At 28.1% G+C, this 24,271-nt stretch carries 25 protein-coding genes; 6 read left to right on the forward strand and 19 right to left on the reverse strand.

Translation table 11 applies throughout. From position 1 onward, the window contains the following. Positions 1–8 precede the first annotated feature (8 nt). The 6 genes from CP965_RS05965 to nadA are packed head-to-tail and all read right to left on the reverse strand — an operon-like array spanning position 9 to position 5,549. On the reverse strand, positions 9–461 hold the full coding sequence (locus tag CP965_RS05965) for a hypothetical protein (protein WP_129061167.1): 453 nt from the start codon (positions 459–461) through the stop codon (positions 9–11). Beyond that, positions 458–1,363, reverse strand: a complete 906-nt coding sequence (gene lpxC, locus CP965_RS05970; protein WP_129061168.1) for a UDP-3-O-acyl-N-acetylglucosamine deacetylase — start codon at positions 1,361–1,363, stop codon at positions 458–460. Before lpxC ends, CP965_RS05965 begins: the two co-directional genes overlap by 4 nt. Continuing rightward, complete coding sequence (locus tag CP965_RS05975; RefSeq protein ID WP_129061169.1) at positions 1,360–2,733, reverse strand: M23 family metallopeptidase; 1,374 nt, start codon at positions 2,731–2,733, stop codon at positions 1,360–1,362. Before CP965_RS05975 ends, lpxC begins: the two co-directional genes overlap by 4 nt. After that, positions 2,714–3,703 carry a DHH family phosphoesterase gene (locus tag CP965_RS05980; RefSeq protein WP_129061170.1) on the reverse strand — a complete coding sequence of 330 codons (990 nt, stop codon included), beginning with the start codon at positions 3,701–3,703 and terminating at the stop codon, positions 2,714–2,716. The genes CP965_RS05975 and CP965_RS05980 overlap by 20 nt, the downstream gene beginning before the upstream one ends. A gap of 38 nt (positions 3,704–3,741) precedes the next feature. Beyond that, positions 3,742–4,563, reverse strand: a complete 822-nt coding sequence (nadC, locus tag CP965_RS05985; RefSeq protein WP_129061171.1) for a carboxylating nicotinate-nucleotide diphosphorylase — start codon at positions 4,561–4,563, stop codon at positions 3,742–3,744. Beyond that, positions 4,560–5,549: a quinolinate synthase NadA gene (gene nadA / locus CP965_RS05990; RefSeq protein ID WP_129061466.1), complete on the reverse strand. Its 990-nt coding sequence runs from the start codon at positions 5,547–5,549 to the stop codon at positions 4,560–4,562. Before nadA ends, nadC begins: the two co-directional genes overlap by 4 nt. Before the next feature lie 176 nt (positions 5,550–5,725). Here nadA and plsY point away from each other — a divergent pair, with 176 nt between their 5' ends. From plsY to CP965_RS06020, 6 genes are all read left to right on the forward strand, one after another. Further along, on the forward strand, positions 5,726–6,349 hold the full coding sequence (gene plsY / locus CP965_RS05995) for a glycerol-3-phosphate 1-O-acyltransferase PlsY (RefSeq protein WP_129061172.1): 624 nt from the start codon (positions 5,726–5,728) through the stop codon (positions 6,347–6,349). 5 nt (positions 6,350–6,354) lie between these two features. Further along, a complete protein-coding gene (locus CP965_RS06000; protein WP_129061173.1) occupies positions 6,355–6,666 on the forward strand; it encodes a dihydroneopterin aldolase in 312 nt (103 codons plus the stop codon). Positions 6,667–6,879: 213 nt separating this feature from the next. Further along, positions 6,880–8,025 (forward strand): major outer membrane protein, encoded by a 1,146-nt coding sequence (locus tag CP965_RS06005; protein WP_129061174.1) that lies wholly within the window; start codon positions 6,880–6,882, stop codon positions 8,023–8,025. Between the two features lie 120 nt (positions 8,026–8,145). Beyond that, the gene (locus tag CP965_RS06010) at positions 8,146–8,781 is read left to right on the forward strand and encodes a c-type cytochrome (protein ID WP_129061175.1); all 636 of its coding nucleotides are present in this window, start codon (positions 8,146–8,148) and stop codon (positions 8,779–8,781) included. After that, on the forward strand, positions 8,781–9,875 hold the full coding sequence (gene prfB, locus CP965_RS06015) for a peptide chain release factor 2 (protein WP_129061176.1): 1,095 nt from the start codon (positions 8,781–8,783) through the stop codon (positions 9,873–9,875). The genes CP965_RS06010 and prfB overlap by 1 nt, the downstream gene beginning before the upstream one ends. A gap of 88 nt (positions 9,876–9,963) precedes the next feature. Beyond that, complete coding sequence (locus tag CP965_RS06020) at positions 9,964–11,100, forward strand: major outer membrane protein (protein ID WP_129061177.1); 1,137 nt, start codon at positions 9,964–9,966, stop codon at positions 11,098–11,100. A 135-nt stretch (positions 11,101–11,235) separates the two neighbouring features. Here CP965_RS06020 and CP965_RS06025 read toward each other — a convergent pair whose 3' ends face one another. The 13 genes from CP965_RS06025 to CP965_RS06085 form a co-directional block, all read right to left on the reverse strand. Further along, positions 11,236–12,624, reverse strand: coding sequence for a chloride channel protein (locus tag CP965_RS06025; RefSeq protein ID WP_129061178.1), 1,389 nt, complete (start codon positions 12,622–12,624; stop codon positions 11,236–11,238). 91 nt (positions 12,625–12,715) lie between these two features. After that, on the reverse strand, positions 12,716–15,073 hold the full coding sequence (locus tag CP965_RS06030; RefSeq protein ID WP_129061179.1) for a PD-(D/E)XK nuclease family protein: 2,358 nt from the start codon (positions 15,071–15,073) through the stop codon (positions 12,716–12,718). Continuing rightward, entirely contained in the window at positions 15,057–15,623 is a 567-nt protein-coding gene (locus CP965_RS06035; protein ID WP_129061180.1) for a FixH family protein, read from the reverse strand. Before CP965_RS06035 ends, CP965_RS06030 begins: the two co-directional genes overlap by 17 nt. 13 nt (positions 15,624–15,636) lie before the next feature. Next, positions 15,637–16,263 (reverse strand): hypothetical protein, encoded by a 627-nt coding sequence (locus tag CP965_RS06040; RefSeq protein WP_129061181.1) that lies wholly within the window; start codon positions 16,261–16,263, stop codon positions 15,637–15,639. Positions 16,264–16,356: 93 nt separating this feature from the next. Next, a complete protein-coding gene (locus CP965_RS06045; RefSeq protein WP_129061182.1) occupies positions 16,357–16,599 on the reverse strand; it encodes a DUF4006 family protein in 243 nt (80 codons plus the stop codon). A gap of 1 nt (position 16,600) precedes the next feature. Continuing rightward, positions 16,601–17,494 (reverse strand): c-type cytochrome, encoded by an 894-nt coding sequence (locus tag CP965_RS06050; RefSeq protein WP_129061183.1) that lies wholly within the window; start codon positions 17,492–17,494, stop codon positions 16,601–16,603. A 1-nt stretch (position 17,495) separates the two neighbouring features. Further along, complete coding sequence (locus CP965_RS06055; protein WP_129061184.1) at positions 17,496–17,720, reverse strand: cytochrome c oxidase, cbb3-type, CcoQ subunit; 225 nt, start codon at positions 17,718–17,720, stop codon at positions 17,496–17,498. Positions 17,721–17,729: 9 nt separating this feature from the next. Beyond that, entirely contained in the window at positions 17,730–18,413 is a 684-nt protein-coding gene (gene ccoO / locus CP965_RS06060) for a cytochrome-c oxidase, cbb3-type subunit II (RefSeq protein ID WP_129061185.1), read from the reverse strand. Between the two features lie 14 nt (positions 18,414–18,427). Beyond that, positions 18,428–19,894: a cytochrome-c oxidase, cbb3-type subunit I gene (gene ccoN / locus CP965_RS06065; RefSeq protein ID WP_129061186.1), complete on the reverse strand. Its 1,467-nt coding sequence runs from the start codon at positions 19,892–19,894 to the stop codon at positions 18,428–18,430. Between the two features lie 168 nt (positions 19,895–20,062). Beyond that, a complete protein-coding gene (gene smpB / locus CP965_RS06070; RefSeq protein WP_129061187.1) occupies positions 20,063–20,533 on the reverse strand; it encodes an SsrA-binding protein SmpB in 471 nt (156 codons plus the stop codon). Then, positions 20,533–21,294: a 4-(cytidine 5'-diphospho)-2-C-methyl-D-erythritol kinase gene (locus CP965_RS06075; RefSeq protein ID WP_129061188.1), complete on the reverse strand. Its 762-nt coding sequence runs from the start codon at positions 21,292–21,294 to the stop codon at positions 20,533–20,535. The genes smpB and CP965_RS06075 overlap by 1 nt, the downstream gene beginning before the upstream one ends. Next, entirely contained in the window at positions 21,294–22,142 is an 849-nt protein-coding gene (gene truB, locus CP965_RS06080) for a tRNA pseudouridine(55) synthase TruB (protein WP_129061189.1), read from the reverse strand. Before truB ends, CP965_RS06075 begins: the two co-directional genes overlap by 1 nt. Positions 22,143–22,148: 6 nt before the next feature. Next, positions 22,149–24,203 (reverse strand): ATP-dependent helicase, encoded by a 2,055-nt coding sequence (locus CP965_RS06085; RefSeq protein ID WP_129061190.1) that lies wholly within the window; start codon positions 24,201–24,203, stop codon positions 22,149–22,151. Positions 24,204–24,271 lie beyond the last annotated feature (68 nt).

Below are 24,271 nucleotides of genomic sequence, written 5' to 3' on the forward strand. Positions count from 1 at the left end.
ATTTTCCTTTATACGGCAGGTAAATTATATATTGGTAAAGTTTCTAAAGAGAAATTAATTTCTTTTAAAGACTTTGGCAATTTAAAATCTTGTATTTTAGTATTATTATCTAAAAAATCTACTTTAATAGTATCATTTTCATTTATAAAGTATTTTTTTCCTAAAGCTTTTATAGGAGTATTGCCATTAAATTCAAAGCCACTACATGCATAAAATTCAATATCTTTACTTATAGAGAGTGTTTTTAAAAATACATACGCTACCTTTATAGCCATATATGATCCAGGTGTATTTACATAATTTATTCTATTAATATTATATTTTTTAATAATTTTGTTAAAAGTAAGAGGAAGAAAATCTGAGGTCATACCTTCAACTTCAAATTCTTCAATTAAGTCTTTGTTTTTATAAATCCCTATTAAAAGAGGTTTTGAAATACTAACCACTAAAACTTCTGTCAAGCTTGTATCCTAGAATATGCAAGTTCAAATACATGAGCTTCTGCATCTGCTTTTTCTAAATCAATAATTTCATAATTTTCTTTATCTTCATAAACTTTTTTTGTAAGTAAATGATTTAAATGATGACTTCCTGCATGGGCATCATATTCTCCAACTAAAGTATAACCCAATAAAGCCATATCTCCAATTGCATCTAAAATCTTATGCCTTACAAATTCATCACTATATCTTAAACCTTCAGGGTTTAAGACTTTTGATTGGTCTAAAACAATTGCATTTTCCAAACTTCCACCTTGAGCTAAGCCAATACTTCTTAAATATTGAACTTCATGTAAAAAACCAAAAGTTCGTGCCTTACTAATATTTTCTTTATACTCTTCTATTGAATAATCAAATCTAAAGTTTTGTTCTCCAATAACAGGATGTTCAAAATTAATAGAAAAATCATAAATAATATGATTTGAAGGTTTTAAACTAACTCTTTTACCATCATCTGTTTCTATTTTTATATCTTGTCTTATTTTTATAGCTTTTTTAGATTTTTCAAGTTCTTTTATTCCAGCTTCTTCTATAAGCATACAATACCCTGCAGAACTACCATCTAAAACAGGAACTTCATCATTATCAATAACAACACGTAAATTATCTATTCCATAAGCATATACAGCAGATAGTAAATGTTCTATTGTAGATATGACAACATCATCTTTTCCAATTACTGTTGCCATTTTTGTATCTACTACATTTTCAATTTTTAAGGGAATAGAAACTGCTTTATCAGATCTATAAAAAACTATTCCCATATCTGAATCTAAAGGTTCAAGTTTCATCTTTACAGGAACACCTTTATGTAATCCTATCCCTACAATTTCAACACTATTTGCTATAGTTCTTTGTTTCATTTTCCACTACTTTTTATAATATAATTAGCTTCATCTAGAATATTGGTAATTCTTGTTTTTATCCAATTTCTATCCATCCACTCTAAAGGGTTAACCTCAATTCCTTGAACTAATACTCCAAAGTGTAAATGGTCTCCAAAAACTGCTCCTGTACTTCCAGTTAATGCAATTTTATCACCTGCTTTTATATAATCACTATTTTGAACAAAAGATTTACTAGTATGGGCATATAATGATTGTACTCCAAAACCATGGTCAAGAATTAAGGTATTTCCATAAATACCTAAATAATCATTAAAGATAACCTTTCCTTCGTTAGAAGTTGTTATTTTTGCATGTTTAATACTTGCCCAGTCCATTCCTAAATGCCATGCTTCATCTATTTTCTCACCATTATAATAATAATGTCTTCTTTCTGCAAAACCTGCAAATGTTTTAGAACCATTTAATCTTCTAAAAGGTTTAATATCAAATTTATTTAACATCTCTTTTGACATTTTATTAACAGATTCACTTCTTATAGTTCCAACATTATTTACTCTTAAATCTCTATTTTGTTTAAGAAAGATATCAATTTCATTTGTTGGTACTTCTATTTCACTTTTTTGTAAAACAGGTATAGAAACATTTTGAATAAAACTTGTACTAATTTTTATATCATCATTTTTTATTTTTAAATCTTTTATATATAAAGGTACTTTAGTAATAGTTTTATTACTTGCTTTATCTTCAGCAACTAAATTAACTCTATTAAAATCTTCTTCCCAAACTGGCCAGGCTATAATTGCTACATAAAAATTCTCTTTTTTATATGGAAGTAACTCAAATCTGTATTCATTATTAAAAGTGATATATTTATCACTTAAATTTTCATCTTTTACCTCAACTACTACTACAGCACTTCCACCTTGTCTAATATTATATGAATTTGCAACAACATTTGCTATAGGACTTCTTTTATCAATGTCAATTACAAATTCTTTTTTAGAACTATTCCCTTGGAAAAAATTCCAACTACTTCTATCAGTAGTTTCTACTACAATCTTTGCACTTTTAGCATTTGGATCAAGTCTTATATTAGCTAGATTAAACGTTACATTTGTTTGCTTTGACGATAAGTTTTGACTATTAATAACAACTGGACCATTTTTACTTACATAATAAGCACTATAAGATTTTATACCACTTTCATCATATAATGAAATTGCAAACTCATCTTTTGTATTCCAAAAAAGACTATTTTCTGTGCTTATTTTAGGTGCTTGTTTTTCAAATTGAGGAGAAAAGTAAACAAAAACTATACCCACAATAACAACTGCTAAAACTAAAAAGATAACTATTTTTCCAAAACTATTTTTTTGTCGTCTCAAGAACTTCCTTTAAAACTTTTTTTCTTGCTTTTTCTATATCAATTGTATTTAAGCTACAACCTGCTGCATTGAAATGTCCACCACCTCCAAAACAAGCAGCTACTTTTGATACATCAATTTTTTCTTTTGAACGTAATGAAATTCTACTAACTTCATTTACAACTCTTACAAAAAAAGCAACTTTAACTATTTGCATACTCATAATCATATCAAGTGCATCTTCACAATCTCTATTATGAGCTCCCGTTTCCTTAAACCATTCTTCTTTAGCATAAATTGTAGCAACTTTACCTTCATCGTATAGTTCTAAACTTTCTAAAACTTTAGGAATAATTCTATATTTAGCTAAAGAATCTCTTCTTAAAAGTTTATTTGCTATATCAGAAGGATTTGCTCCATATTCAACCAAATGGTTAACCTTATCAAATGTTAGTTCATCACATCTACCTAAAGAGAAAGCTAAAGAATCATCATATATTCCTACATAAAGTGCTGTTGCACTAGCTTTTGTAATATACAAGCCATTGTGTCTGAAAAAATCATAAACAATCTCTGCTGTTGAACCTTTCATAGGGTCAACTATATTTACCTCTCCAAAATCATCATTTGATTTATGATGATCAAAATTAATAAGAGGTATGTCTTTAGGAAGAGTAATTCCTAATCTACCATAACTTCCACAATCAACAGAAATTGCTAAATCATAAAATTTAGGTAATTGGTCAGTAATTTTATCAAACCTTGGAATAAAATCTAAATTTTGCGGCAAATCAGAACTTACATTAAAAACCTTATGCTTTATTCTATTTTCATAAAGAAAATTAGACAAGGCTAAAGCTGAACCGATAGAATCTGGGTCTGGATTTACATGAGTTATAATAAGAATATACCTACTCTTCTCTATCAGACGTAAAGCCCTTGCATAATCTGTCATATTTATTTTATTATTTAGGATAAAGTCTTTTTTCATAAGTCAACTATATTATAAAACTATTAACCAATAGTAAATTAGTCAAATTTCATTGAAAAATCAAGCCAAGTTGCCTGGTGTATAATACTTCCTGAACTTAAAGCATCAACTCCTGTTAAAGCATAATCCCTAACCGTATCAAGATTAATATTTCCACTTGCTTCTAATAAAACATGAGGATGTTCTTCATCTCTAAACTTAACCACTTTTTTTATCTGTTCTGGTTCCATATTATCACACATAATAATATCTGCTCCTGCTTCCATTGCAGTTTTTACTTGCTCAAAAGTTTCACACTCAATCTCTATTTTTGTAACCCAAGAGATTCTTTTTCTTGCTTTTTTAATAAACTCTGCAAGATCAGGTATTGTTTTCATATGAGTATCTTTAATCATCAAACAATCATCAAGTCCAAGCCTATGATTAATAGCTCCACCTATTCTACTTGCATACTTTTCAAAATCTCTAAGTTGTGGTCTTGTTTTTCTTGTATCTAATAAAGCTACTTCTAAGTCCTCAATCTTACTTGCAAACTTATTTGCCATAGTTGCAATTCCAGATGCATGTTGAAGCATATTTAAAAAAGTTCTCTCACTTGATAAAAGAATTGAAGCTTTACCTTCAAGTTTTGCTATTACATCACCTTTTTTTAAAACATCACCATCATGCTTTAAAAACTTACAATCAAACTTTTCTGTTTTTGCTAATGCTTTTGCATAAAGTTCACCTGCTAAAATACCATCATCTTTTGCAATAGCACGTGCTGTAAACTTACCCTTAGGAGCTACATCAAAAAACAAATCTCCTCTTCCATTATCTTCTATAATAGCATTTTTAACAAACTTCTTAATATTTATCATACTTCAAGCATCCTCTCTAAAGCAACTCTTGCCCATTTTATTGTTTCATCATTTACTTTTATTAATGTTTCTTCATTTATATTATTGTCTTTTATAGATTTCAGTGTTTTATAAACATCTTCTAAAGTTGTTTCATTCATTGTTGGACACTCTGGTTTTGTAGAACTTAAAATATAAGTATTTTTCTCTCTAAGTCTATTAACCATATTAAATTCAGTTCCTACAACAACTTTTTGATCAATAGGTAAATCTTTTATATATTTTATAAGTTGAGAAGTAGAACCAACAAAATCCGCAGCATCACAAACACTTGGATCACACTCTGGGTGAACTGCAACTAAAATATCTGGATATTTTTCTCTATAAAACTCTACATCATCCACAGTAAATAGCTGATGTACAGAACAAAAACCGTTATAACAAATAATATCTGCTTCTTTTAAATCACTTCCATCACCAACAACTGCTGATTTTAGACTCATCTGTTTTGCAAAATTTTGACCAAGGCATCTATCTGGTACAAAGAAAATCTTCTTTCCAGACTCTAAACCTTTTTCAATAATTTTATAAGCATTTGAAGAAGTACAAACCATACCTCCCATTTCACCAACTTTTGCTTTTACTGCTGCACTTGAGTTGATATAAGTAATTGGCAAGATATCTTCATTTGGTATTCCAGCTTCATTTATCTGTTTTAGGTTTTGCTCATAATAACCCTCATCAATCATTCTAGCCATAGCACAACAGGCTACTTTAGGCATCAAAACTGTTTTTTCTGGGCTTAATACTTTTACACTTTCTCCCATAAAACCAACACCACAGAAGACTACATACTTAGAATCAGTATTCTTAGCTTTTTTTGCAAGCTCTAAAGAATCTCCTGTGATATCAGCTAACTCAAAGACCTCATCCCTTTGATAAAAGTGTGCAACTAAAGTTACATCTAATTGCTCTTTTAATCTTAAAATTTCTTTTTTATAATCTATTTTTAAATTCAATTTAAACCTTTTATATGTCTCTTTTCATTTTTATATTTAAATCATATCTACTTTATAATATCTTTTGGAATATATCAAAATTTTTGTTATAACTTATTAAAAATAAAAGCATTAAATAAAATTTAGCTATAATTTTATCTTCAAAATAAATTTCAAGGTTTTAAATGGATTATTTTTTAAATTTCAATATTCTTTTTTATATAGTGGCTTATTTAGCAGGTTCTATTCCTTTTGGTCTTCTTCTTGCAAAAATATTTGCAGGTGTTAATATAAAAGAACAAGGTAGTCACTCAATAGGAGCAACAAATGTTCTTAGGGTAGTAAAAGAAACAAACCCTTCTTTAGCAAAGAAATTAAGTGTTGCAACTGTTATTTTAGATGCCCTAAAAGGAACAATTGTTATTTTAATTGCTATGGCATTAGATGCTTCACAGTCTACCTTATGGGCTATAGGAGTACTTGCAGTTTTAGGACACTGTTACTCTATTTTTTTGAGCCTAGAAGGTGGAAAAGGCGTAGCAACTGGACTTGGAGTATTCTTAGTTTTACTTCCTATACCTACATTAATAGGTGCTCTTGTTTGGATTATTTGTGCAAAAGTTTTAAAAGTATCTTCTTTATCTTCTTTATTAGGTTTAACAGCAACTGTAATTGCTGCTTTATTTTTAAATAATGGTTTAGGAGTAAATAGCAATGCTCCAATGTATTTAATTGCTTTTATAATTTATTATAAACACATCCCCAATATTGTTAGACTTATTAGAGGGGAAGAGAAAAAATTAGTTTAAATTTTATGAAAATAAATATTGAGAATTTAAGCTTTAAATGTATTATTGGTATACTTGACTTTGAAAGAATAAAAAAACAAAAAGTTAATATTAATATCTTTTTTGAATATGACTTTAAAAAAGATTATTTTATAGATTATTCAGAAGTAGCATCAAGAGTCGAAAAAAAAATGAAAGAAAAAAAGTTTTTTTTACTTGAAGATGCTATTAAATACTTAGAAAAATATTTAAATAAAAAGTACAAAATTTCAAATCTTTCAATAAAAATTTCTAAACCAGATATTCTTAAAAACTGCATTGTTTCTTTAGAAAACTAAACAAACTGTATAAGAATAAATATTTCAATTATTATTTATATATAAAAAACTACTTAAAATTACCGTAAAAGGGTTATAGTTTAAGAAAACTTTTATTTTAGCTTATGTAGAATTTGTCTAACGGTCATCCGGAAAGTATTTGGTTAGTTTACTATCTAAATGGTTCGCGCGTCCGGTTAACTGCTTACAAATTTGTAAAACTTAGGAGAAAAAATGAAAAAATTCGCAAAAATGAGTTTAGTTGCTGCTGTTGCAGTTGCTGGTCTTTCAACAGTATCTTCTGCAAAACCTTTAGCAGAAGCAATTAAAGATGTAGATGTATCTGGTACAGTTGTATATAGATATAATGATTATAATGATGATATCGATGGTGGTCTAGGTTCAAGAACTTCAAATAACTACAAAATCGGTTTAACTGCAAAAGCAAAAGTAAATGAAGATGTAACTGCTGTAACTAGATTTTTAGTTGCTGGTGCTGATGGTGGTTTTGCTGGATTAGATACTCAAAATGGTTCAGATGCAAATGTAGATGTTGAATTATCTAATGTATACTTCTCTTATACAGGACTTGCAAATACAACTGTTAATGTTGGTAAACAAGGGTTAACTACTCCATGGACTGTAGCTGTTGATTCAGATGGTAATGAGCAAACTGGTACTGGTATCTTAGCTCTTTCAAATGTTGGACCAGTTACTTTAGCTGCTGCATACTTCAACCAAACTAACTTAAATACTTCAGGTCAAGGAACAGCATTATTTGATGGTTCTGAAAACTTAATTACTGTTGCTGCAATGGGTAACATTGGACCAGTTGCTTTAGATGCATGGTATTTAGATGCAGAAGATTTATTTGATACATTTACTGTTGGAGCAAATGCTAAATTCGATTTAGATGCTGTTAACTTAGGTGTTGATGCAAGATATACTTCTTTAGATTTAGATAATGTTGATGCTGATAATGTATTATATAAAATCAAATTAACTGCAAAAGCAGGAATCTTTGATGCAACTGTAGGTTATGCAGGAACTGATGAAGAAGGTGGATTAGTAGCACTTGATAATGATTCAAAAACTGCATACCAAACTTGGAATATGAATCCAAATGGAAAAGCAGATGCAGATTTCTATAATGTTTCTTTAGGTGTACAAGCATTACCATCATTACATATTTCTGCTAACTTAAGTGATATGGATTATGCAAATGACATGGAAGAGCAAGAAATCTATGCACAAGTTGTATATAAAATGTCTAAAAACTTTAAAACATATGTTAGATATGGTACATATGAAAAAGAAAATAGTACAGGTAAAACTATTGATGACTTAAGAGGAAGATTACAAGTTCAATACTCTTTCTAATAAGAAAAGACAACTTAAATCTACCAAAAGGCTAGGGTTTTACCCTGGCCTTTTTTTTTACTAAAATATTATTTAATCTATTTATGATAAAATATCCTTGAATTAAAAAAAAGGATATAAATGAAACTTCTTTCTACACTTACACTAACTTCTATATTAAGCTTAAGTTTGGCAGCCGCACAAACAACTATGTGCTATAAAGAAAATCATAAAAGCATGGCAACTATAGAGCAAACTTCTTTAGATGGGGGAGAATGTAAGGGAACTAAGTCTGTACAAGATATGAAAAATGAAGGTTGGAATGTTGCAGATATAAATATAGAAAAAACTGAAAAAGGGAATAACTATATTTATGTTTTAAAAAAAGAGGCTGAAATTTCATCTTTAAATCAACAAGAACTAGAAAACAAGATTCTACAAAGACTTGAAAAAAGAAAAGAACAAGAAATTGCTATAAAAAAAGAAAGAATTTATGCTCAAAAAAGTAAATCTGGAGAAACACTTTATAAAAATAAATGTGCAACATGTCATGGAAAGAATGGAGAAGAGAAAGCTAGAGGAACTTCAAGACCTATTAAAGATTTAAACCTTCAAGACTTCACTTTATCTATTAGAGATTATAATCTAGGAACATATGATAGAGGTATGGCATTGGTGATGAAACCTTATGCTACACTAATGGATAGTAATGACATAAAAAATGTTTATGTATACCTACAAAGTATAAATAAGAAAAAAGAGCAAGAAAAGAAATAATGGATAGTTATGAATACTCTGAACTTCTTAAGCTTTTAAATAAGAAGCTTGAGAATATTAAAAATATTTTAAAACCAGATGAATTAAATACTCGATTAAAAGAGATTGAAGAACTTGAATCCAAACAAGACTTTTGGAATAATGTTGATACTGCCACTAAGATTGGAATAGAAAAAAATCGAATCTTGGCTAAACTAAGTAAATTTAATAAAGCAAATGAAGCATTAAGTGGTACAAATGAATTATACGAGTTAGCAAACCAAGAGAAAGATGAAGAAACTTTTGAGCTACTTTTTGAAGAAGCAAAAGAATTAGAAGAACTTATTAAACAAACAGAAATTTCTGTAATGTTAAGCTCTCCTGATGATTCTTCAAATGCAATTATTTCAATTCATCCTGGAGCTGGTGGAACAGAGTCACAAGATTGGGCATCTATGCTTTATAGAATGTATCTTAGATGGGCAGAAAGATATGATTATAAAATTGAAGTTTTAGATTATCAAGATGGAGAAGAAGCTGGAATAAAAGATGTATCTTTTTTAATTAAAGGGGAAAATGCTTATGGATATTTAAAAGCAGAAAATGGTATCCATAGACTTGTTAGAATTTCTCCTTTTGATTCAAATGCTAAAAGACATACTTCTTTTGCTTCTGTAATGGTAAGCCCAGAAGTAGATGATAACATCGATATAGAGATAGAAGATAAAGATATTAGAGTTGACACTTATAGAGCTAGTGGAGCTGGTGGTCAACATGTTAATAAAACAGAAAGTGCCATAAGAATCACACATATTCCTACTAATTTAGTAGTTCAATGTCAAAATGATAGATCTCAGCATAAAAATAAAGCAAGTGCCATGAAAATGTTAAAATCTAGACTATATGAATTAGAGCTTGAAAAACAACATGCAGAAAAAAATGGAACAGAAAAAAGTGAAATTGGATGGGGACATCAAATTCGTTCTTATGTATTACAACCTTATCAACAAGTAAAAGATACTAGATCAAATGTTGGTTATTCTAACGTAGAAGCAATTCTTGATGGGGATATTACAAAGATAATTGAAGATGTCTTAATATCACAACAAAAATAGAATAATTGTATATTTTTTTTACAACAAATATATTTTTTTTTAATAATTTTCATGTATAATACAAATTATTTACACACAAAGGATTGAAATGACAAAAATTACAAAATTAAGTTTAATTGCTGCTTTAACAGTAGCTGGAACTTCAGCATGTGCTCAACCACTTACAGAAGCAATTAAAAATGTAGATGTATCAGGAACTGTTGCATACAGATATAATGATTATGAAGAAGCTTCAGATCATGCAAACAACAACTATAAAATTGGATTAAACCTATCATCTAAAGTAAATGATGATGTAACTGCTAATACAAGATTTATCATTGGAGCTGGAACTGGTGAAGCATCACTTGGTACTTCTACTGATTCTGATAGAAATGTAGATGTAACATTATCAGAAGTTAACTTTACATATACAGGTGTAAAAGGTCTTGCTGTAACTGTTGGTAAACAAGCAATTGATACTCCATGGACTGTTGCTAGAGATTCAATGGGTAATGAGCAAACTGGTACTGGTTTAGTTGCAGTATATAATGTTGGTCCTGCTACATTAGTTGGTGCATACTTTAACCAAACTAACTTTAATACTACTGAAGCATCATCTGAATTAACAGATGCTGGGTTAACTGCATTAGATGGTTCTGAAGATATCTATGTTGTAGGTGCAATGGCTACATTTGCTGGTGTTACTCTTGATGCATTTTATGCTGACTTAGATGACGTATTTGATTCTTATACTGTTGGTTTAGCTGCAAACTATGATGTAAGTGGTGTTAAATTATCTCCATTTGCAAGATATACTTCTTTAGATTTAGATGCTGCTGATTTAGATAATAACTTATGGCAATTAGGTTTAACTGCAAAAGCAGGAATCTTTGAAGGATTTGTTGCTTATGGTGAAACTGATGATGAAGGTGGTGTAGTTTACTTCGATTCAGGTGCTAAAACAAATATGGATTACCACTGGAGAGTAACTGCAGAAGGTCAAGGTGATGCTGAATACTTATATGTACATGCAACTGCAGATGTAACAGATAACATAAATGTAGGATTATTTTACTCAGAAGCTGATTATACAACAGATAATGATATAAATGAAGTTTATGCTCAAGTTAAATACCAAATGTCAAGTAACTTTGCTACTTACGTAAGATTTGGAGAATTAAGTGTTGATAACACTGATGAAGATGGAAGCATGGGAAGATTACACGTAGAATATTCTTTCTAATATAATAGAATAATCTATTAAACAAAAAAAAGGCTTTGGATTTGATCCAAAGCCTTTTTTTATTTGTAAAACTTAAAAGATTAAAAATATTTTAGCAAGAATATATATCTTTTTCTAATAAAGACTGTATAAAAATTACTCTTTTTTATTTTTTATTTTCATATAAATTAAACTTAATATTCTTTTAATATTCGTAAAAAATCTTGTGGTATATGTTGCTTCTGTATTATCAATTTGCTCCCCTAGATTAACATCTAAAGCCTCTGATTTTTTCATAGATAATACTTGAGAAGGAAATACACTTCTATGTCCTGTCATTAAAAATGCTATTATTATTGAAAGAGCAGCATAATGAGCTACATCCATACCAAATAGCTCAACCGCCATAATCATTGCTGCAATAGGTGCACTTGTTGCTCCTGCAAGAACACTAACAAAACCTAAAGCAGCAAATAAAGGAATATATCCATCTACTAACCAACCAAAAAAATTACCACTTGTTGCACCAACATAAAATACTGGAGTAATAACTCCACCACTTCCACCAAAACCTAATGTTAAAGAAGTATAAATTGTTTTTAGAATAAAAGCATACCAAGGAATATTTTCATGATACTCAAAACTAGAAGATAAAGACTCTTTTATAGTATTAAAACCTAGTCCTAAATACTCTTCTCCAACTATTAATGTCAATAAAACTATAAAAACTCCTCCTAAAAATGCTTTTAACATATAATGTAAATTTATTTTTTTTATATATTCATGACTTACTTTTAAAGTTGTAATTATAAAATCAGCAACTAAGCCAAAAAAGATTCCTGCTAAAATCACTTTAGAAATTAAAACATAATTAAAGTCAAAAGAAGTATAAAAAGCTATATCAAAATAAGTATAACTGATTCCAAACATTTTAGCTACAAAAAATGCTGAAAATCCTGCCACTATTGAAGGCAATAATATATCATACATTAAAGCACCAACAATAAGTATTTCTACTCCAAATATTGCACCAGCTAAAGGTGTACCAAAAACAGAAGCAAACCCTGCACTAATACCACAAATAACTATTTTCTTTCTATCTCTTTTTGAAAATCTTAATTTTGTAGCAATAAAAGAAGATGCAGCAGCTCCAATTTGAGCTCCAGGACCTTCTTTACCAACAGATCCTCCTGAAAAAATAGTAAGTACTGTAGCAAATAATTTTACTGGTATTACTTTTATATCAATTTTTCCGGAATTTTTATGAATAGCTTCAATAACTTTTTCTGTACCATGTCCTTGTGCACTAGGAGCAAACTTTTTTACAATAAATACAGTGATAACAAGAGCAAAGGGTAATGTATAATAATAGTCAAAGGGTAAAACTTCTCTTGAATTCTCACAATATTCTAAAAACTTTAAGAATAAAGATACTATAGCTCCAATTATAGCTCCAATTAACGATGATAAGATAATCCATTTTGTAATACTTGCAAACATTATTGTTTGTTCAGTTAAGTGTGTGTGTAGTTTTTTATTATTCATTTATCTACTTTTGAATATTTTTGTATATGAAAGAATAACATAACTTTATTTACTATTTATGTAACTATAAAGCAATTAATAGATAAATTTCCTAATCTTTATTACAAACTGTTTTATAAATACAATATTGACAAGTCTGTGTATCATCACATTTTATAAAGTTAACACTTTTTGTCTTGAAAGTTTCAAAAATCTCTTTTAATAAATTTAATTTATTATCTAAAACAGTCTCTTCTAAAAGCTTCATATTAAATAAATCATAATAAAAACTTTTAATTTTATCAGTTTTAAATAAATTTTCTACAGCTAAGTAATAAAACTCTAATTGGAAATCAACCGCTTTTTCATATGTTCTTTTAGTACTTACTTTTAAATTACTTGAAGTTTTATAATCAAGTACATAGTATTCATCTTTTAATCTATCAATTCTATCAATTTTTCCTTGAAGCTTTATTCCTTCAAAATCAAAAATAAAAGCTTTTTCCAAAGCAATAATTTCAAAGCCTTCTTTAAATCTTTCTTCTTCATAAGAAATAAAATCTTGAAGTTTTCTTTTCCAAATTTCCAAGTCTAAATTTAAGAAAGGATTTTCACTTCTGTATTCATTAAATATTTCTAATAATTTTCCATAATTTCTATCTTCTTGCTTATAAAACTTTTCTAAAGTATTATGAACAATATTTCCTAACTCATATCCTTTTGGTTTTAAAGAGATATCATGCTCTTTTATTTTTAATATGTGATTTAAATAAAATTTTCGTTTACATTCAAGAAATTCTTTTAAACTACTTGCACTCCAAACAATCTTTGATAAATCAATATCTAAAATAATTTCTTCATCAAAATGTTTTAAAGAATGATTATGATAGAGAATATGTTTATATTCATTATCATAAAGTTTATCTTCAATTTCATATTTGTCAAAAATCTTACTTGCAAATCTAGAAATCTGGTCACTATCATTTTTTACATAAGATACTGCAATATTCTTTGAGTTTGAAATTAACCTTTTATAATAATACTTTTGAAGATTTTCTCTATCAGTTATGGTAGGTAAGTTAACTTTTTGTTTTAAAGCAGTTGATAAGAACTTATCTTTTAGACTTCTTTTAGGAATTAAAGATTCATTAAAATCACATATTATTAATGCATCAAATTCAATTAATCTACTTTCCAATAGACCCATTACAGTAATTTTTCCTGAGTTTACATCATCAAGGGTAATAGAAGAAACTTTTTGATGAAAAATTTTAAAAGCATCTTTAAAAAGTATAACTTCATCTTGAGAAAAGATTAATTTCTCAAACTTAAAACATATATCATCAAACTTTTCTAGTAAGTCTTTATTACTTTCTAAAGATTTAAAATATTTTATTATTTCAGCGTAATTTTCTTTTCTTATTGGTTTATTCCATGCTTTTTTAAATAATTCAGTATAAAAAGATTTATCAATATTTAAATACTCAATATTTTTAATTAGTTTTATTTCTTCGTCCACTAAGCTTGAATATATTGCATCTAAAACTTTATATAATTTACTGTTTTCAATGCCTATTCCCATCGCATAATTAAAATAAGATTCTTCATCAAAAAGTCTAAGAATATTTGCAAATTTCTCATCAGGTAAAATTAATGCAATTTTTGAAGGATCTATACCTTTATCTACAAATTCAGATATTTTTGTTTTAATAAAAGCTATCTGGTTTATTCTAGATGAAAATCCTTTTATCTCTAGGCTCTGAATATTTTGTTTATCTTCTTTTTGGGAAACTATTTTTTTATTACTAAAGTTTATTCTATATCTATTAAAATTATCAATTTTTAAACCATAATCAATAAACTTTTGAATAGATTTTTTATTATATTCATTATAAATAAATTCAATTTCTAAATTTACACATTTAGAAACTTCTTTTATAAGTTCAAACTCAAACTGTGTAAAATAACCTTCAAAATAAATTTCAATAGCCTCATATCTATTTACAAAATCTTTATTTATATTAAAATATTTATAAAAGTTTATTCTATCAACAGCATTATTTTTATCTAGTATTTTTAAATAATTATTGTATATACTTCTTAAAATACTCAAATGTTCTTCATAATAAGAATATGTATCTACAAGAGTAATTGAATCAATAGAAATATTTTCACTTGCTATCTCTAAAAAAAATCTATATATATAATCACTTTGTTTTAAAAAGGAACTAAAAGAAGAAGAAATACCTAGACTTTTTAAATTTACATTTTTCACTGCTTCTGTAAGATATAAAAATCTTTGTTCTTCATCAATTAATTTTTTGTTTTCAAAAAAAAGTACTCGTTTAAAAAATTCATCAATTGTTATAAGAGAGGGTAAGAGAGTATTTTCAAAAGTTGAATTACTTAAATACTCTCTTATAGACCTAGAAGTAGGTTTAACTATAAGTTTTTTACTGCTCAATTGCATCAGATTTTAAATAAAAATATCCTATATCATTGCCAATTGAGAAATTTCCAGTAACATTCCAATTTCCTTTTAATGGTAAAGACACCAATTTAGTATATTTTCCATTTTCTAAGGAAAAATCTTCTTCTGTGAAATCCATTGTATTATTATGGTTAGTTGGCCTCGAAATTCTTAGTTTAATTTTTATATTATCTATTAAATTCCCTGATTTATCTGTAATCAAAATAGAAACAGTATTGTTACCTTTAAAAAACACTTTCTTATGTTTCGACTCTTTTTCAATAACCCTTTGAGCTTTAAACATATCATCAATAATAAGTGCAAACTTTTTATCATTAAAAAGTATTTCAAAATTATATTTTGATTTAAAAGTTCTATTTGATTCTACAACTTCATTAAAATGTTTATCAAGATCCTGATAAGACTTTAAAAATGTTTCATCTTCATAAACAGGTGTGTTTACAGCTGAATATATAGTCCAAATGATTAATGTAAAAGCAAATGAGAATAAACCAATAAAAAGTAAAGGCCAATAATTTCTTTTTTTCATATTAAATGTTTTCCTATTTTTTTCTTTTCAAAACTGCATACATATACAATAAAATACCTAAAATAATCAAAGTATACATAAAAACTCTCCAAATAGTACCAGCTACTTTTCCTGAGCTTCCTATACTACTTTCTAGTTCTATTCCCTTTGATTCAGCTATAGTATCAGCAATTGCCGCATATCCATTTAAAATAGCTGCACTTGCCTTTGCAAAAGTTGAGTTTTTGTCTTTTGATGCTAGCAATGGTACAACATATCCATTTAATATTTCATTTTTTTCTACAACATCTTTTAAACTTGAAGATACAATTAAATTTACATGAGTATCCTCTACTGACATAGTTAACAGTACATAAGGTTTTTTCAAAGAATCTAAAATTTGAGATTCATGATCTTTTATATATTTAATTTTATCTTTTGTTGAAATATTAGAATCTAATCCTAAAGAAGACTTTGCATAAACATATATATTTACATTAAGTTTAGCAGAGGTTTCATTTCCAATTTCTTCTATTTTTCCAATAGCTCTTTTATCAATCAGACCATCATCACTTAATACATATTTACTTGCATACAAATTTGAAGATAAAAAAAGTAGCAGTGTAATCACTACTACTTTTAAAAATTTTAAACTAGCCATTAACCTACAAACACTCTTGTTGAATCAAAAAAAGATAAATATAATGATAAACCAGCTGCTATTACTAATAGTACACCAATAATTTTTTCCATTTTATTTCTCCTTACCAACAAGCTCATATTGCTTGATATTGTCAGGGCTAATTGCTTTTAGTCCATTAAGATCTTGGTTTATTTTATAATAATTTGTAGATTCATTTTGTTGAACTACAATTGCATTATAAGTTAATACACCTAAAATAGTTAATAGTAAAACTGTTGCAATTAACATTCCAACAATTCCATTAAGAGCAAATAATCCTCTTTCGTTATCATTCATTTGTGTATTTCCAGCCATCTTATTCTCCTAAACTTCTAATATAAGCAGCAACTGCTTTTTCTTGAGTAGGATTAAGTCTTCCTTTGAAGTTTGGCATCATTCCAATAGAACCTTTTTTCCCATTCTCTAAAACAGTAGTTACAATTGCATCGTCATATTCTACAATATTTGGACCAACGTAAGGCATACCTTTACCATCTGCACCATGACAAGAAGCACATACTGCATATGCTGCTGGTTGTTCACCTTTAAATCCACCTGCAACATATGAAGAAACTGCATCAATATCAGCTTGTTCAGTTAACATCATAGGAGGCATACCTGCTGGATAAGCATTAGCAAAGTTGTTTGCACCATTTTTAATGATATATTCAACTTGATCTTTAGCCATTCTATTTGTTAAGTTATGAGCCTTACCATTAATACCTTCAGCATCAACACCATGACAAGGTGCACATTGAACTAAATATGTTGACTCACCCATTGCAACTAAAGTATCTTCTGATGGATTTTCAAATTTTGAAGCAAATCTAGTATTATAATCATTTACTTCTTCATTCCATTGACCAATTTGTGAGAATCCATTTGTAGGATAACCAATAGTCCAGTACCAAAATAACCAGATAATTGTTCCTATAAAAGCTAATCCCCAACCTGTAGGAATTGGATTTTTATACTCTCCAATACCATCCCAGTTTTCATCAGCTAATTCACCACTAGCTGTATCATTTTTGATTTGGTTAACATATTTTAAAGCTACAAATACTGTAATAGTAATAATTGCAATAGCACCTAAAAATGTTAAACTATTCTCAACTGAAATATCGCTACTTAACGCATCACCCGCAACAATGTAAGTTCCTGCGATTAGAGCAACGATAAGAATAATTCCACCTATTACCATAGATTTCATCTTATTTCTCCTTCTCTATATTCTCTTTATCTTTCTTTCTATCTTCGAGAGGATCAGATTCTATTGCATCATCATGAACTAAATTTGAATATTTTTCAAAATCTCTTTCACCCTTTTTTTGCCTTTTATACATTGAATAAGCATAAGAATAAAATACAATGAATACTATCAAGATTAAAAAAAACTTTGCATAACCTTGAATTGTCAATAGAGTTTCTTGATCCATTTTAACCTCTTATTTTAAAGAATTTAAATATGCAATTAATGCAACAATTTCAGGAACTTGACCGTTTGCTACGGCATCTTTAACAGCTTGGTTTTTCATATCAGCAGCAATAGCTTTTGCATCTTCTTTTGCTTTTGCAATTGCAGTTTCATAATCACCTAGCTCAACATCAATTTTCCCATCACCATCAATATCTACATCATATGGAGTTTTAAATACTGTTTTAACAGTATACGCTTCAGCATATGCAGTATCTAAATCAGCAATATTTGTAAACTGATGAGGATATGCTGGCATAATTGAACCTGGTACTACTGACTCAGGATCCATCATATGATTTTCATGCCAATCAGTTGTTCTATAATTTCCAACTCTCATTAAATCTGGACCTGTTCTTTTTGATCCCCATAAAAATGGTCTATCATAAGCATATTCACCAGATAATGAGTACATACCATATCTATCTGTTTCAGATTTAAATGGTCTAATTAACTGTGAGTGACAAGCATTACAAGAATCTTTAATATAAACTTGTCTACCTGCTAACTCAAGTAAAGTGTACGGTTTCGTACCAACAGTAGGTCTTGATTGTTTAGCAAAATCAGGAATTACTTCAATAATACCTGCGAATGCAACAAATATAAATACTAATACCGCAAAGAAAAACGGTCTTTGTTCAAACCAATGAAACATTATTACCCTCCTTCTTAAGCAGCTACCGGTGTAGCATTTGTAGGTTCTTTATCAAGAATTCTTCCTGCAGTTGCAGTTTTATACATATTGTATGCAAACATAAAGAAACCAATTAGGTATAATAACCCACCAACTGCTCTAATTGTATAGTATGGATGTAATACTGTTACAGTATCAATAAATGAATAAACTAATGAACCATATTCATCATAAGCTCTCCACATCATACCTTGAGTAATACCTGCAATCCACATTGATGTGAAGTATAAAACAATACCAGTTGTTTGTAACCAGAATTGAGTATCCATTAATGATTTAGAATAAATTTCTCTACCATACATTCTTGGAGCCATATGGAATAGTGCAGCCATAACCATAAATACAACCCATCCTAAAACACCATCATGAACGTGTCCTGGAATCCAATCTGTAAAGTGAGCAATTGCATTAACAGATTTGATTGATTGAATTGGTCCTTCTATTGTCGATAACATATAGAATGTAGAAGCTAATACCATAAACTTAATTAACGTATTTGTTTGTAATTGTTGCCACTCACCTTTCATAGTTAAAAGCATATTAATAGCTGATCCCCATGATGGTAAAATTAATACAATTGACATAACAGAACCCATAGTTTGCATCCAATCAGGAACTGTAGAATAAATTAAGTGGTGTCCACCAGCCCAAAGGTAAACAAACATTAAACCCCAGAAAGCTAAGATTGATAACTTATAAGAGTAAACATTTTGTCCTGACTCTTTTGGTAAGAAATAGTAAATCATAGCAATAATTGGTGTAGTAAATACGAATGCAACAGCATTGTGTCCATACCACCATTGTACTAAGGCATCATTTGTTCCAGAATACATAGATACTGAGTGAATCCATGAACCATACCCAGATACAAAGTATGTTGGAACTTCCATATTGTTGAATAAGTATAACATAGCAATAGCAATAAATGTAGCAATGAAGTACCAAATAGAGATATATAATGTTCTTTCTCTTCTAATACCCATTAATCCAAAAATTGATATTCCCCATAATACCCACCAAACAACTACTAAAATATCTAAAGGCCATTCTAATTCAGCATACTCTTTTGAAGTTGTAATACCCATAAATAAAGTTACAACTGCTAAAAGAATTGTGATGAAGTAAAGTGCAAAATGTAATTTTCCAACACCCATTAAAAATGGAGACTCTTTTAAAGATACTTTTAAAACTCTTTGCCCGATATAATACCAACATGCAAAGATACCACTAAGAGTAAAACCAAAAGCAACACCATTTGTGTGTAAAGGTCTTAATCTACTGAAAGTACCATATTCCCCTGCAAGATTATTTAATCCAGGGAATGCAAGTTGAAACGCTAGTATAACACCAACTGTCATACCAATGATACCAAACAGAATTGTTGCAAATGTAAAGGCTTTTGCAATTGAGTAATCATACTCGATTTGTGAACCGTTTTGCATCAATCTCCTCCTACTAATTTTTTATACAAGTCACTTTTCTGTCACTTATCAAGCTAATCATAGCTAAGAGAACCTTAAATTTAACAAAAAATTAACAATTTTTTTTTAAGTTTAGTTTAATATTTTATTTTTTTAATAGCTATTTTGATAGTGATTCTAAGAGTAAAATTAGAAGTGATTTTTTAAAGCTTGTAAAGCTTCTTTTTTCAAAGTTTTTTGCTTTAAATCTTCTCTCTTATCATGTAGTTTTTTACCCTTTGCAATAGCTACTTGAACTTTAACCATATTTTTAGAATTAAAATATAATTTTGTAGGAATTAAAGTTACTCCATCTTTTGTCACTTTATTATATAGTTTATCAATTTCTTTTCTATGTAAAAGTAACTTTCTATCTCTTTTTTCATTTGGTCTATATGTCGAGTGTGCAGTACTTAGATGTGTAATATGAATATTTAAAGCATATATTTCATTTTTAATAATTCTTACATGACTATCTTTTAAATTCACTCTACCTTCTCTCATAGATTTTACTTCACTTCCTTCAAGAACAATTCCTGCTTCAAGTGTTTCTAAAATATGATAATCATGGTATGCTTTTTTATTTTTAAATGATAAATTTTTTTCTTTATTTTTTGCCATTATTTAACCTTAAAAAATGTACTTCCAGTTCCACTAAAAAACCACTGTTTTTTTTCATAATTTTTTAAATCTTTATATATTATTTTCGCAGGCTTATATAAATCATTTGCTACGCTTATGCTACTCTTACTTAAAAAATCTTTTGATTTTTCCTTAAAAAGCTTAAAGACTTTTTCTTGATTAATTTCTGTATAAAACTCATCTCTAAACTTTTTAAATATTTCACCTGTATCACACTTAATATTTGGTGTAATAAGTTCAATATCTAAAATTTCTTCTTCAAATTTTTCTACAATTTCACCAATTCCTGATACATTTGCACTATTATATTCATATATAAAGAAAGGAACATCAGCTCCAATTTTTAGTGCTATTTTACACAAATCCTCTTTAGACATTTTTAAGTTGCACTCTTCATTCACCATTAAAATGAATGTTGCAGCATTTGAGCTTCCTCCACCTAATCCAGCAAATTCTGGAATATTTTTTTCAATTATGACTTTGTGATTATTAAAATATTCATCTACTTTTGAAGAGTATTCTTTTAAAAGTTCATATGCTTTATAAACAGTATTTCTTTTAATATCACAAGAAAAATTTCCCTCTAAAGTAAATTTAGTGCATTTTTCTTTTTTAAACTCAATAATATCGTATAAGGAATATACTCTTACAAATCTTGATGCTAATTCATGATAATTATCTCTTTTACCAACAATTTTTAAAAAAATATTTACTTTTGCATAAGATTTTCTTATTGGCATTAAAAATTAACCTTGTTTAATAGATACTTAACTTCATTATTTTGAATTTGAATTATACTAAAAAACTCTTCAAATTTAACTATATACTTTCCATCATCTTTATTTTCTAAAAACTCTAAAGATATTTTTTTACCATTTTCAAAAAAACTTTTTTCTCCGGTATAAGTATTTTCTTTCAAGTCTAAAAAATCAATGGGATTTAAATCTTTTTCATTTTCATAAAAAAACATTCCCTCATTTATCCTATTTAGATAAGAAAGTGTTCCTTTAACATCTAACTTTTTTAAAAGAATTTGAGCTAAACTTCTTATATATGAGCCTTCACTAACAGTAGCCTCAAAAGTTATGAAAGGATGCTTATAGGAAATAAATCTTGTATCAAATACTTCCATAAAAGTTTTTTTCATATCTATACTTTTGCCTTCTCTTGCTAAGTCATATGCTCTTTTACCATCTATTTTTTTTGCTGAAAACTTTGGAGGATAATATTCATGTACTTTTACTAAGTTTTTAATTTCTTCTTTAATATGAGCTTTACTTAATACTTTTTCATTTTTTATAGTAATTATATTTTCAATATCTAAAGACTCTGATGTAGTTCCCAACCAAATCACAGCTCTATACGTTTTAGGAGTTTTTTTTAGATAATTAAAAAGCTTGGAATATTGTCCAAAAGCAACAATTAGACATCCACAAGCAAAGGGGTCTAAAGTACCTGAAAAACCTGCTTTTTTATTTTTATATTTTCTTTTTATTTCATTTAAATATGAATTCGAACTTCTAAATATTGGTTTGTTAACAACAATTAATTTATTTAATGGTTTATTGTCATAAAGTCTTTTCTGCATAATTATTTATATCTTCTCAACAAAACTTGAAAGGATATCTCTTCTTTGACCACCAAAATTTATTGTAAGTTTATAATCTTTTCCAGCTTTAGTAGCTTTTTGTACTCTTCCCATCCCAAAAATTTTATGTTGTACTAAATCACCTTTTTTGTATGCTGAAGTCTTTTCTATAGTTAAACTTCCTTTTATTAAGCCACTTTCACTTAAAAACCTACTTTTTAATAAAGATGCTCTTTTCCCTTTATAAAATCTTGAATGAACAAAAGATAAGGTCAAGTTATCCATAGCTCTAGTAATTGCAACATACCCCAATCTTCTTTCTTCTTCAATATCACTTCCATCTCCAATAATTGGGAAGAAACCTTCTTCCAGACCAATTATAAATAAATGTTTATACTCTAAACCTTTTGATGAATGTATACTCATCATAGAAACTGCTTGTTCAGTAAGTTCACTTTGCTCTGATTCTAAAGCAATTTCATTTAAAAAATCATCCAAGTCTAAATGAGGATTTTGAATAAAAAAATCTCTTATATATCCATAAAACTCATCAACATTCGCTTGTCTATCAAAACCATCAGGAACATTATCATATGAGGCCCTATAATCAAAAGTTTCTTCGAACATATCTAAAAATTTCATTTTTGATTCATCTAAAATTTCTTTTAAGTCCATTATTGAAGCCATAAAAACTTTTAGAGTTCTTGAATTTTTCTTTCCAACAATTTTTGCTAAATCATCAGGCTCTAGTTCTTCAATCAATGAAAAAATAGGTTTTTTTGTTTCAATTGATTTTGCATCTAGTTTTTCAATAGTTGTTTTTCCAATACCTCTTTTAGGCTTGTTCACTATTCTTTTAAAAGAAAAGTTATCTGTAGTATTTGTTAAAATTCTAAAATAAGCAATTAAATCTTTAATTTCTGCTCTTTCATAGAATTTCATTCCACCAATTAGTCTATAATTTAGTCCGGCTTTGTTAAAGCCTTCTTCTAAGGATCTTGAAAGTGCATTTACTCTAAATAAAATTGCCATATCTTTTGCACTTTCACCTTGAGCTAAAAGTTTATTAATATCATCTATAATTTTTCTTGTTTCTTCATTTTCATCTGAAGATTCATAAACTTTTATTTTATCGCCTTCTTTTCTAGTTCCTATTAATTTTTTACCTAATCTATCTCTATTATGTTCTATTAGTTGATTAGCATGATTTAAAATAGTATTTGTTGAACGATAGTTTTCTTCTAATTTTACAACTTTTGTTCCCTTGAAATAATCTGCAAAATTTAAAATATTTTTTATGGTTGCACCTCTCCATCCATAAATAGATTGGTCGTCATCACCTACAACACACAAATTATTATGAGTTGTACATAGTTTTTTTAAAAGTTTATATTGAAGCTCATTTGTATCTTGATACTCATCAACCATAACATATTGATATTTTTGACTTATTTGTTCTGCTAAATTTTCATTCTTTTCTAATATTTTATAAGGTAACAGTAATAAGTCATCAAAGTCAACTAAATTATTTTTAAGTAAGTATGCTTCATATTTTTCATAAACATCTGCAATTTGTTGATATATTTTAAGTTGAGCACTTTGCTTAGCTTCACTAGGACTTATTAAGGTATTTTTATATTTTGAAATTTCACCTACTAAAAGTGAAGTAGTAATTTCTTTGTCTATATTTTTTAGTATTCTTTTTTTATCATCAGTATCTATAATTATAAAGTTATTCCTTCTATCTAATTCACTCATATGAAATTTTAAAAATAATAATCCAAACTTATGAAAAGTACAAAGTAGTGGAGGAGTATTTACAATACTTGTATCTATCATTGAGTATGCTCTTTCTCTCATCTCTGTTGCAGCTTTATTTGTAAATGTTAATGTAAGGATTGAACTAGGGTCAATTCCTATAGATATCAAATAAGCAAGCCTTGTTGTAATTGTTTTTGTTTTACCAGAACCTGCACCTGCTAGAATCAGTAAAGAACCATCAATATGCTGGGCAGCTTCCTTTTGAGATTCATTTAGAGATGACAAAGAATTTTCTAACATTTCTACTCCATAATTACACTAAATTTTATAGTATTAATATATAGTATAGCATATTTTGTATAAAACCT

It is taken from the genome of Halarcobacter mediterraneus, assembly GCF_004116625.1.
GTDB classification, from domain to species: domain Bacteria; phylum Campylobacterota; class Campylobacteria; order Campylobacterales; family Arcobacteraceae; genus Halarcobacter; species Halarcobacter mediterraneus.

Bases quoted from the DNA above. Each gene is read 5' to 3' on its own strand.
- lpxC (WP_129061168.1), bottom strand. From the start codon at position 1,363: ATGAAACAAAGAACTATAGCAAATAGTGTTGAAATTGTAGGGATAGGA.
- CP965_RS05980 (WP_129061170.1), bottom strand. From the start codon at position 3,703: ATGAAAAAAGACTTTATCCTAAATAATAAAATAAATATGACAGATTAT.
- nadC (WP_129061171.1), bottom strand. From the start codon at position 4,563: ATGATAAATATTAAGAAGTTTGTTAAAAATGCTATTATAGAAGATAAT.
- plsY (WP_129061172.1), top strand. From the start codon at position 5,726: ATGGATTATTTTTTAAATTTCAATATTCTTTTTTATATAGTGGCTTAT.
- CP965_RS06000 (WP_129061173.1), top strand. From the start codon at position 6,355: ATGAAAATAAATATTGAGAATTTAAGCTTTAAATGTATTATTGGTATA.
- CP965_RS06005 (WP_129061174.1), top strand. From the start codon at position 6,880: ATGAAAAAATTCGCAAAAATGAGTTTAGTTGCTGCTGTTGCAGTTGCT.
- CP965_RS06010 (WP_129061175.1), top strand. From the start codon at position 8,146: ATGAAACTTCTTTCTACACTTACACTAACTTCTATATTAAGCTTAAGT.
- prfB (WP_129061176.1), top strand. From the start codon at position 8,781: ATGGATAGTTATGAATACTCTGAACTTCTTAAGCTTTTAAATAAGAAG.
- CP965_RS06020 (WP_129061177.1), top strand. From the start codon at position 9,964: ATGACAAAAATTACAAAATTAAGTTTAATTGCTGCTTTAACAGTAGCT.
- CP965_RS06025 (WP_129061178.1), bottom strand. From the start codon at position 12,624: ATGAATAATAAAAAACTACACACACACTTAACTGAACAAACAATAATG.
- CP965_RS06030 (WP_129061179.1), bottom strand. From the start codon at position 15,073: ATGCAATTGAGCAGTAAAAAACTTATAGTTAAACCTACTTCTAGGTCT.
- CP965_RS06035 (WP_129061180.1), bottom strand. From the start codon at position 15,623: ATGAAAAAAAGAAATTATTGGCCTTTACTTTTTATTGGTTTATTCTCA.
- CP965_RS06040 (WP_129061181.1), bottom strand. From the start codon at position 16,263: ATGGCTAGTTTAAAATTTTTAAAAGTAGTAGTGATTACACTGCTACTT.
- CP965_RS06045 (WP_129061182.1), bottom strand. From the start codon at position 16,599: ATGGCTGGAAATACACAAATGAATGATAACGAAAGAGGATTATTTGCT.
- CP965_RS06050 (WP_129061183.1), bottom strand. From the start codon at position 17,494: ATGAAATCTATGGTAATAGGTGGAATTATTCTTATCGTTGCTCTAATC.
- CP965_RS06055 (WP_129061184.1), bottom strand. From the start codon at position 17,720: ATGGATCAAGAAACTCTATTGACAATTCAAGGTTATGCAAAGTTTTTT.
- ccoO (WP_129061185.1), bottom strand. From the start codon at position 18,413: ATGTTTCATTGGTTTGAACAAAGACCGTTTTTCTTTGCGGTATTAGTA.
- ccoN (WP_129061186.1), bottom strand. From the start codon at position 19,894: ATGCAAAACGGTTCACAAATCGAGTATGATTACTCAATTGCAAAAGCC.
- smpB (WP_129061187.1), bottom strand. From the start codon at position 20,533: ATGGCAAAAAATAAAGAAAAAAATTTATCATTTAAAAATAAAAAAGCA.
- CP965_RS06075 (WP_129061188.1), bottom strand. From the start codon at position 21,294: ATGCCAATAAGAAAATCTTATGCAAAAGTAAATATTTTTTTAAAAATT.
- truB (WP_129061189.1), bottom strand. From the start codon at position 22,142: ATGCAGAAAAGACTTTATGACAATAAACCATTAAATAAATTAATTGTT.
- CP965_RS06085 (WP_129061190.1), bottom strand. From the start codon at position 24,203: ATGTTAGAAAATTCTTTGTCATCTCTAAATGAATCTCAAAAGGAAGCT.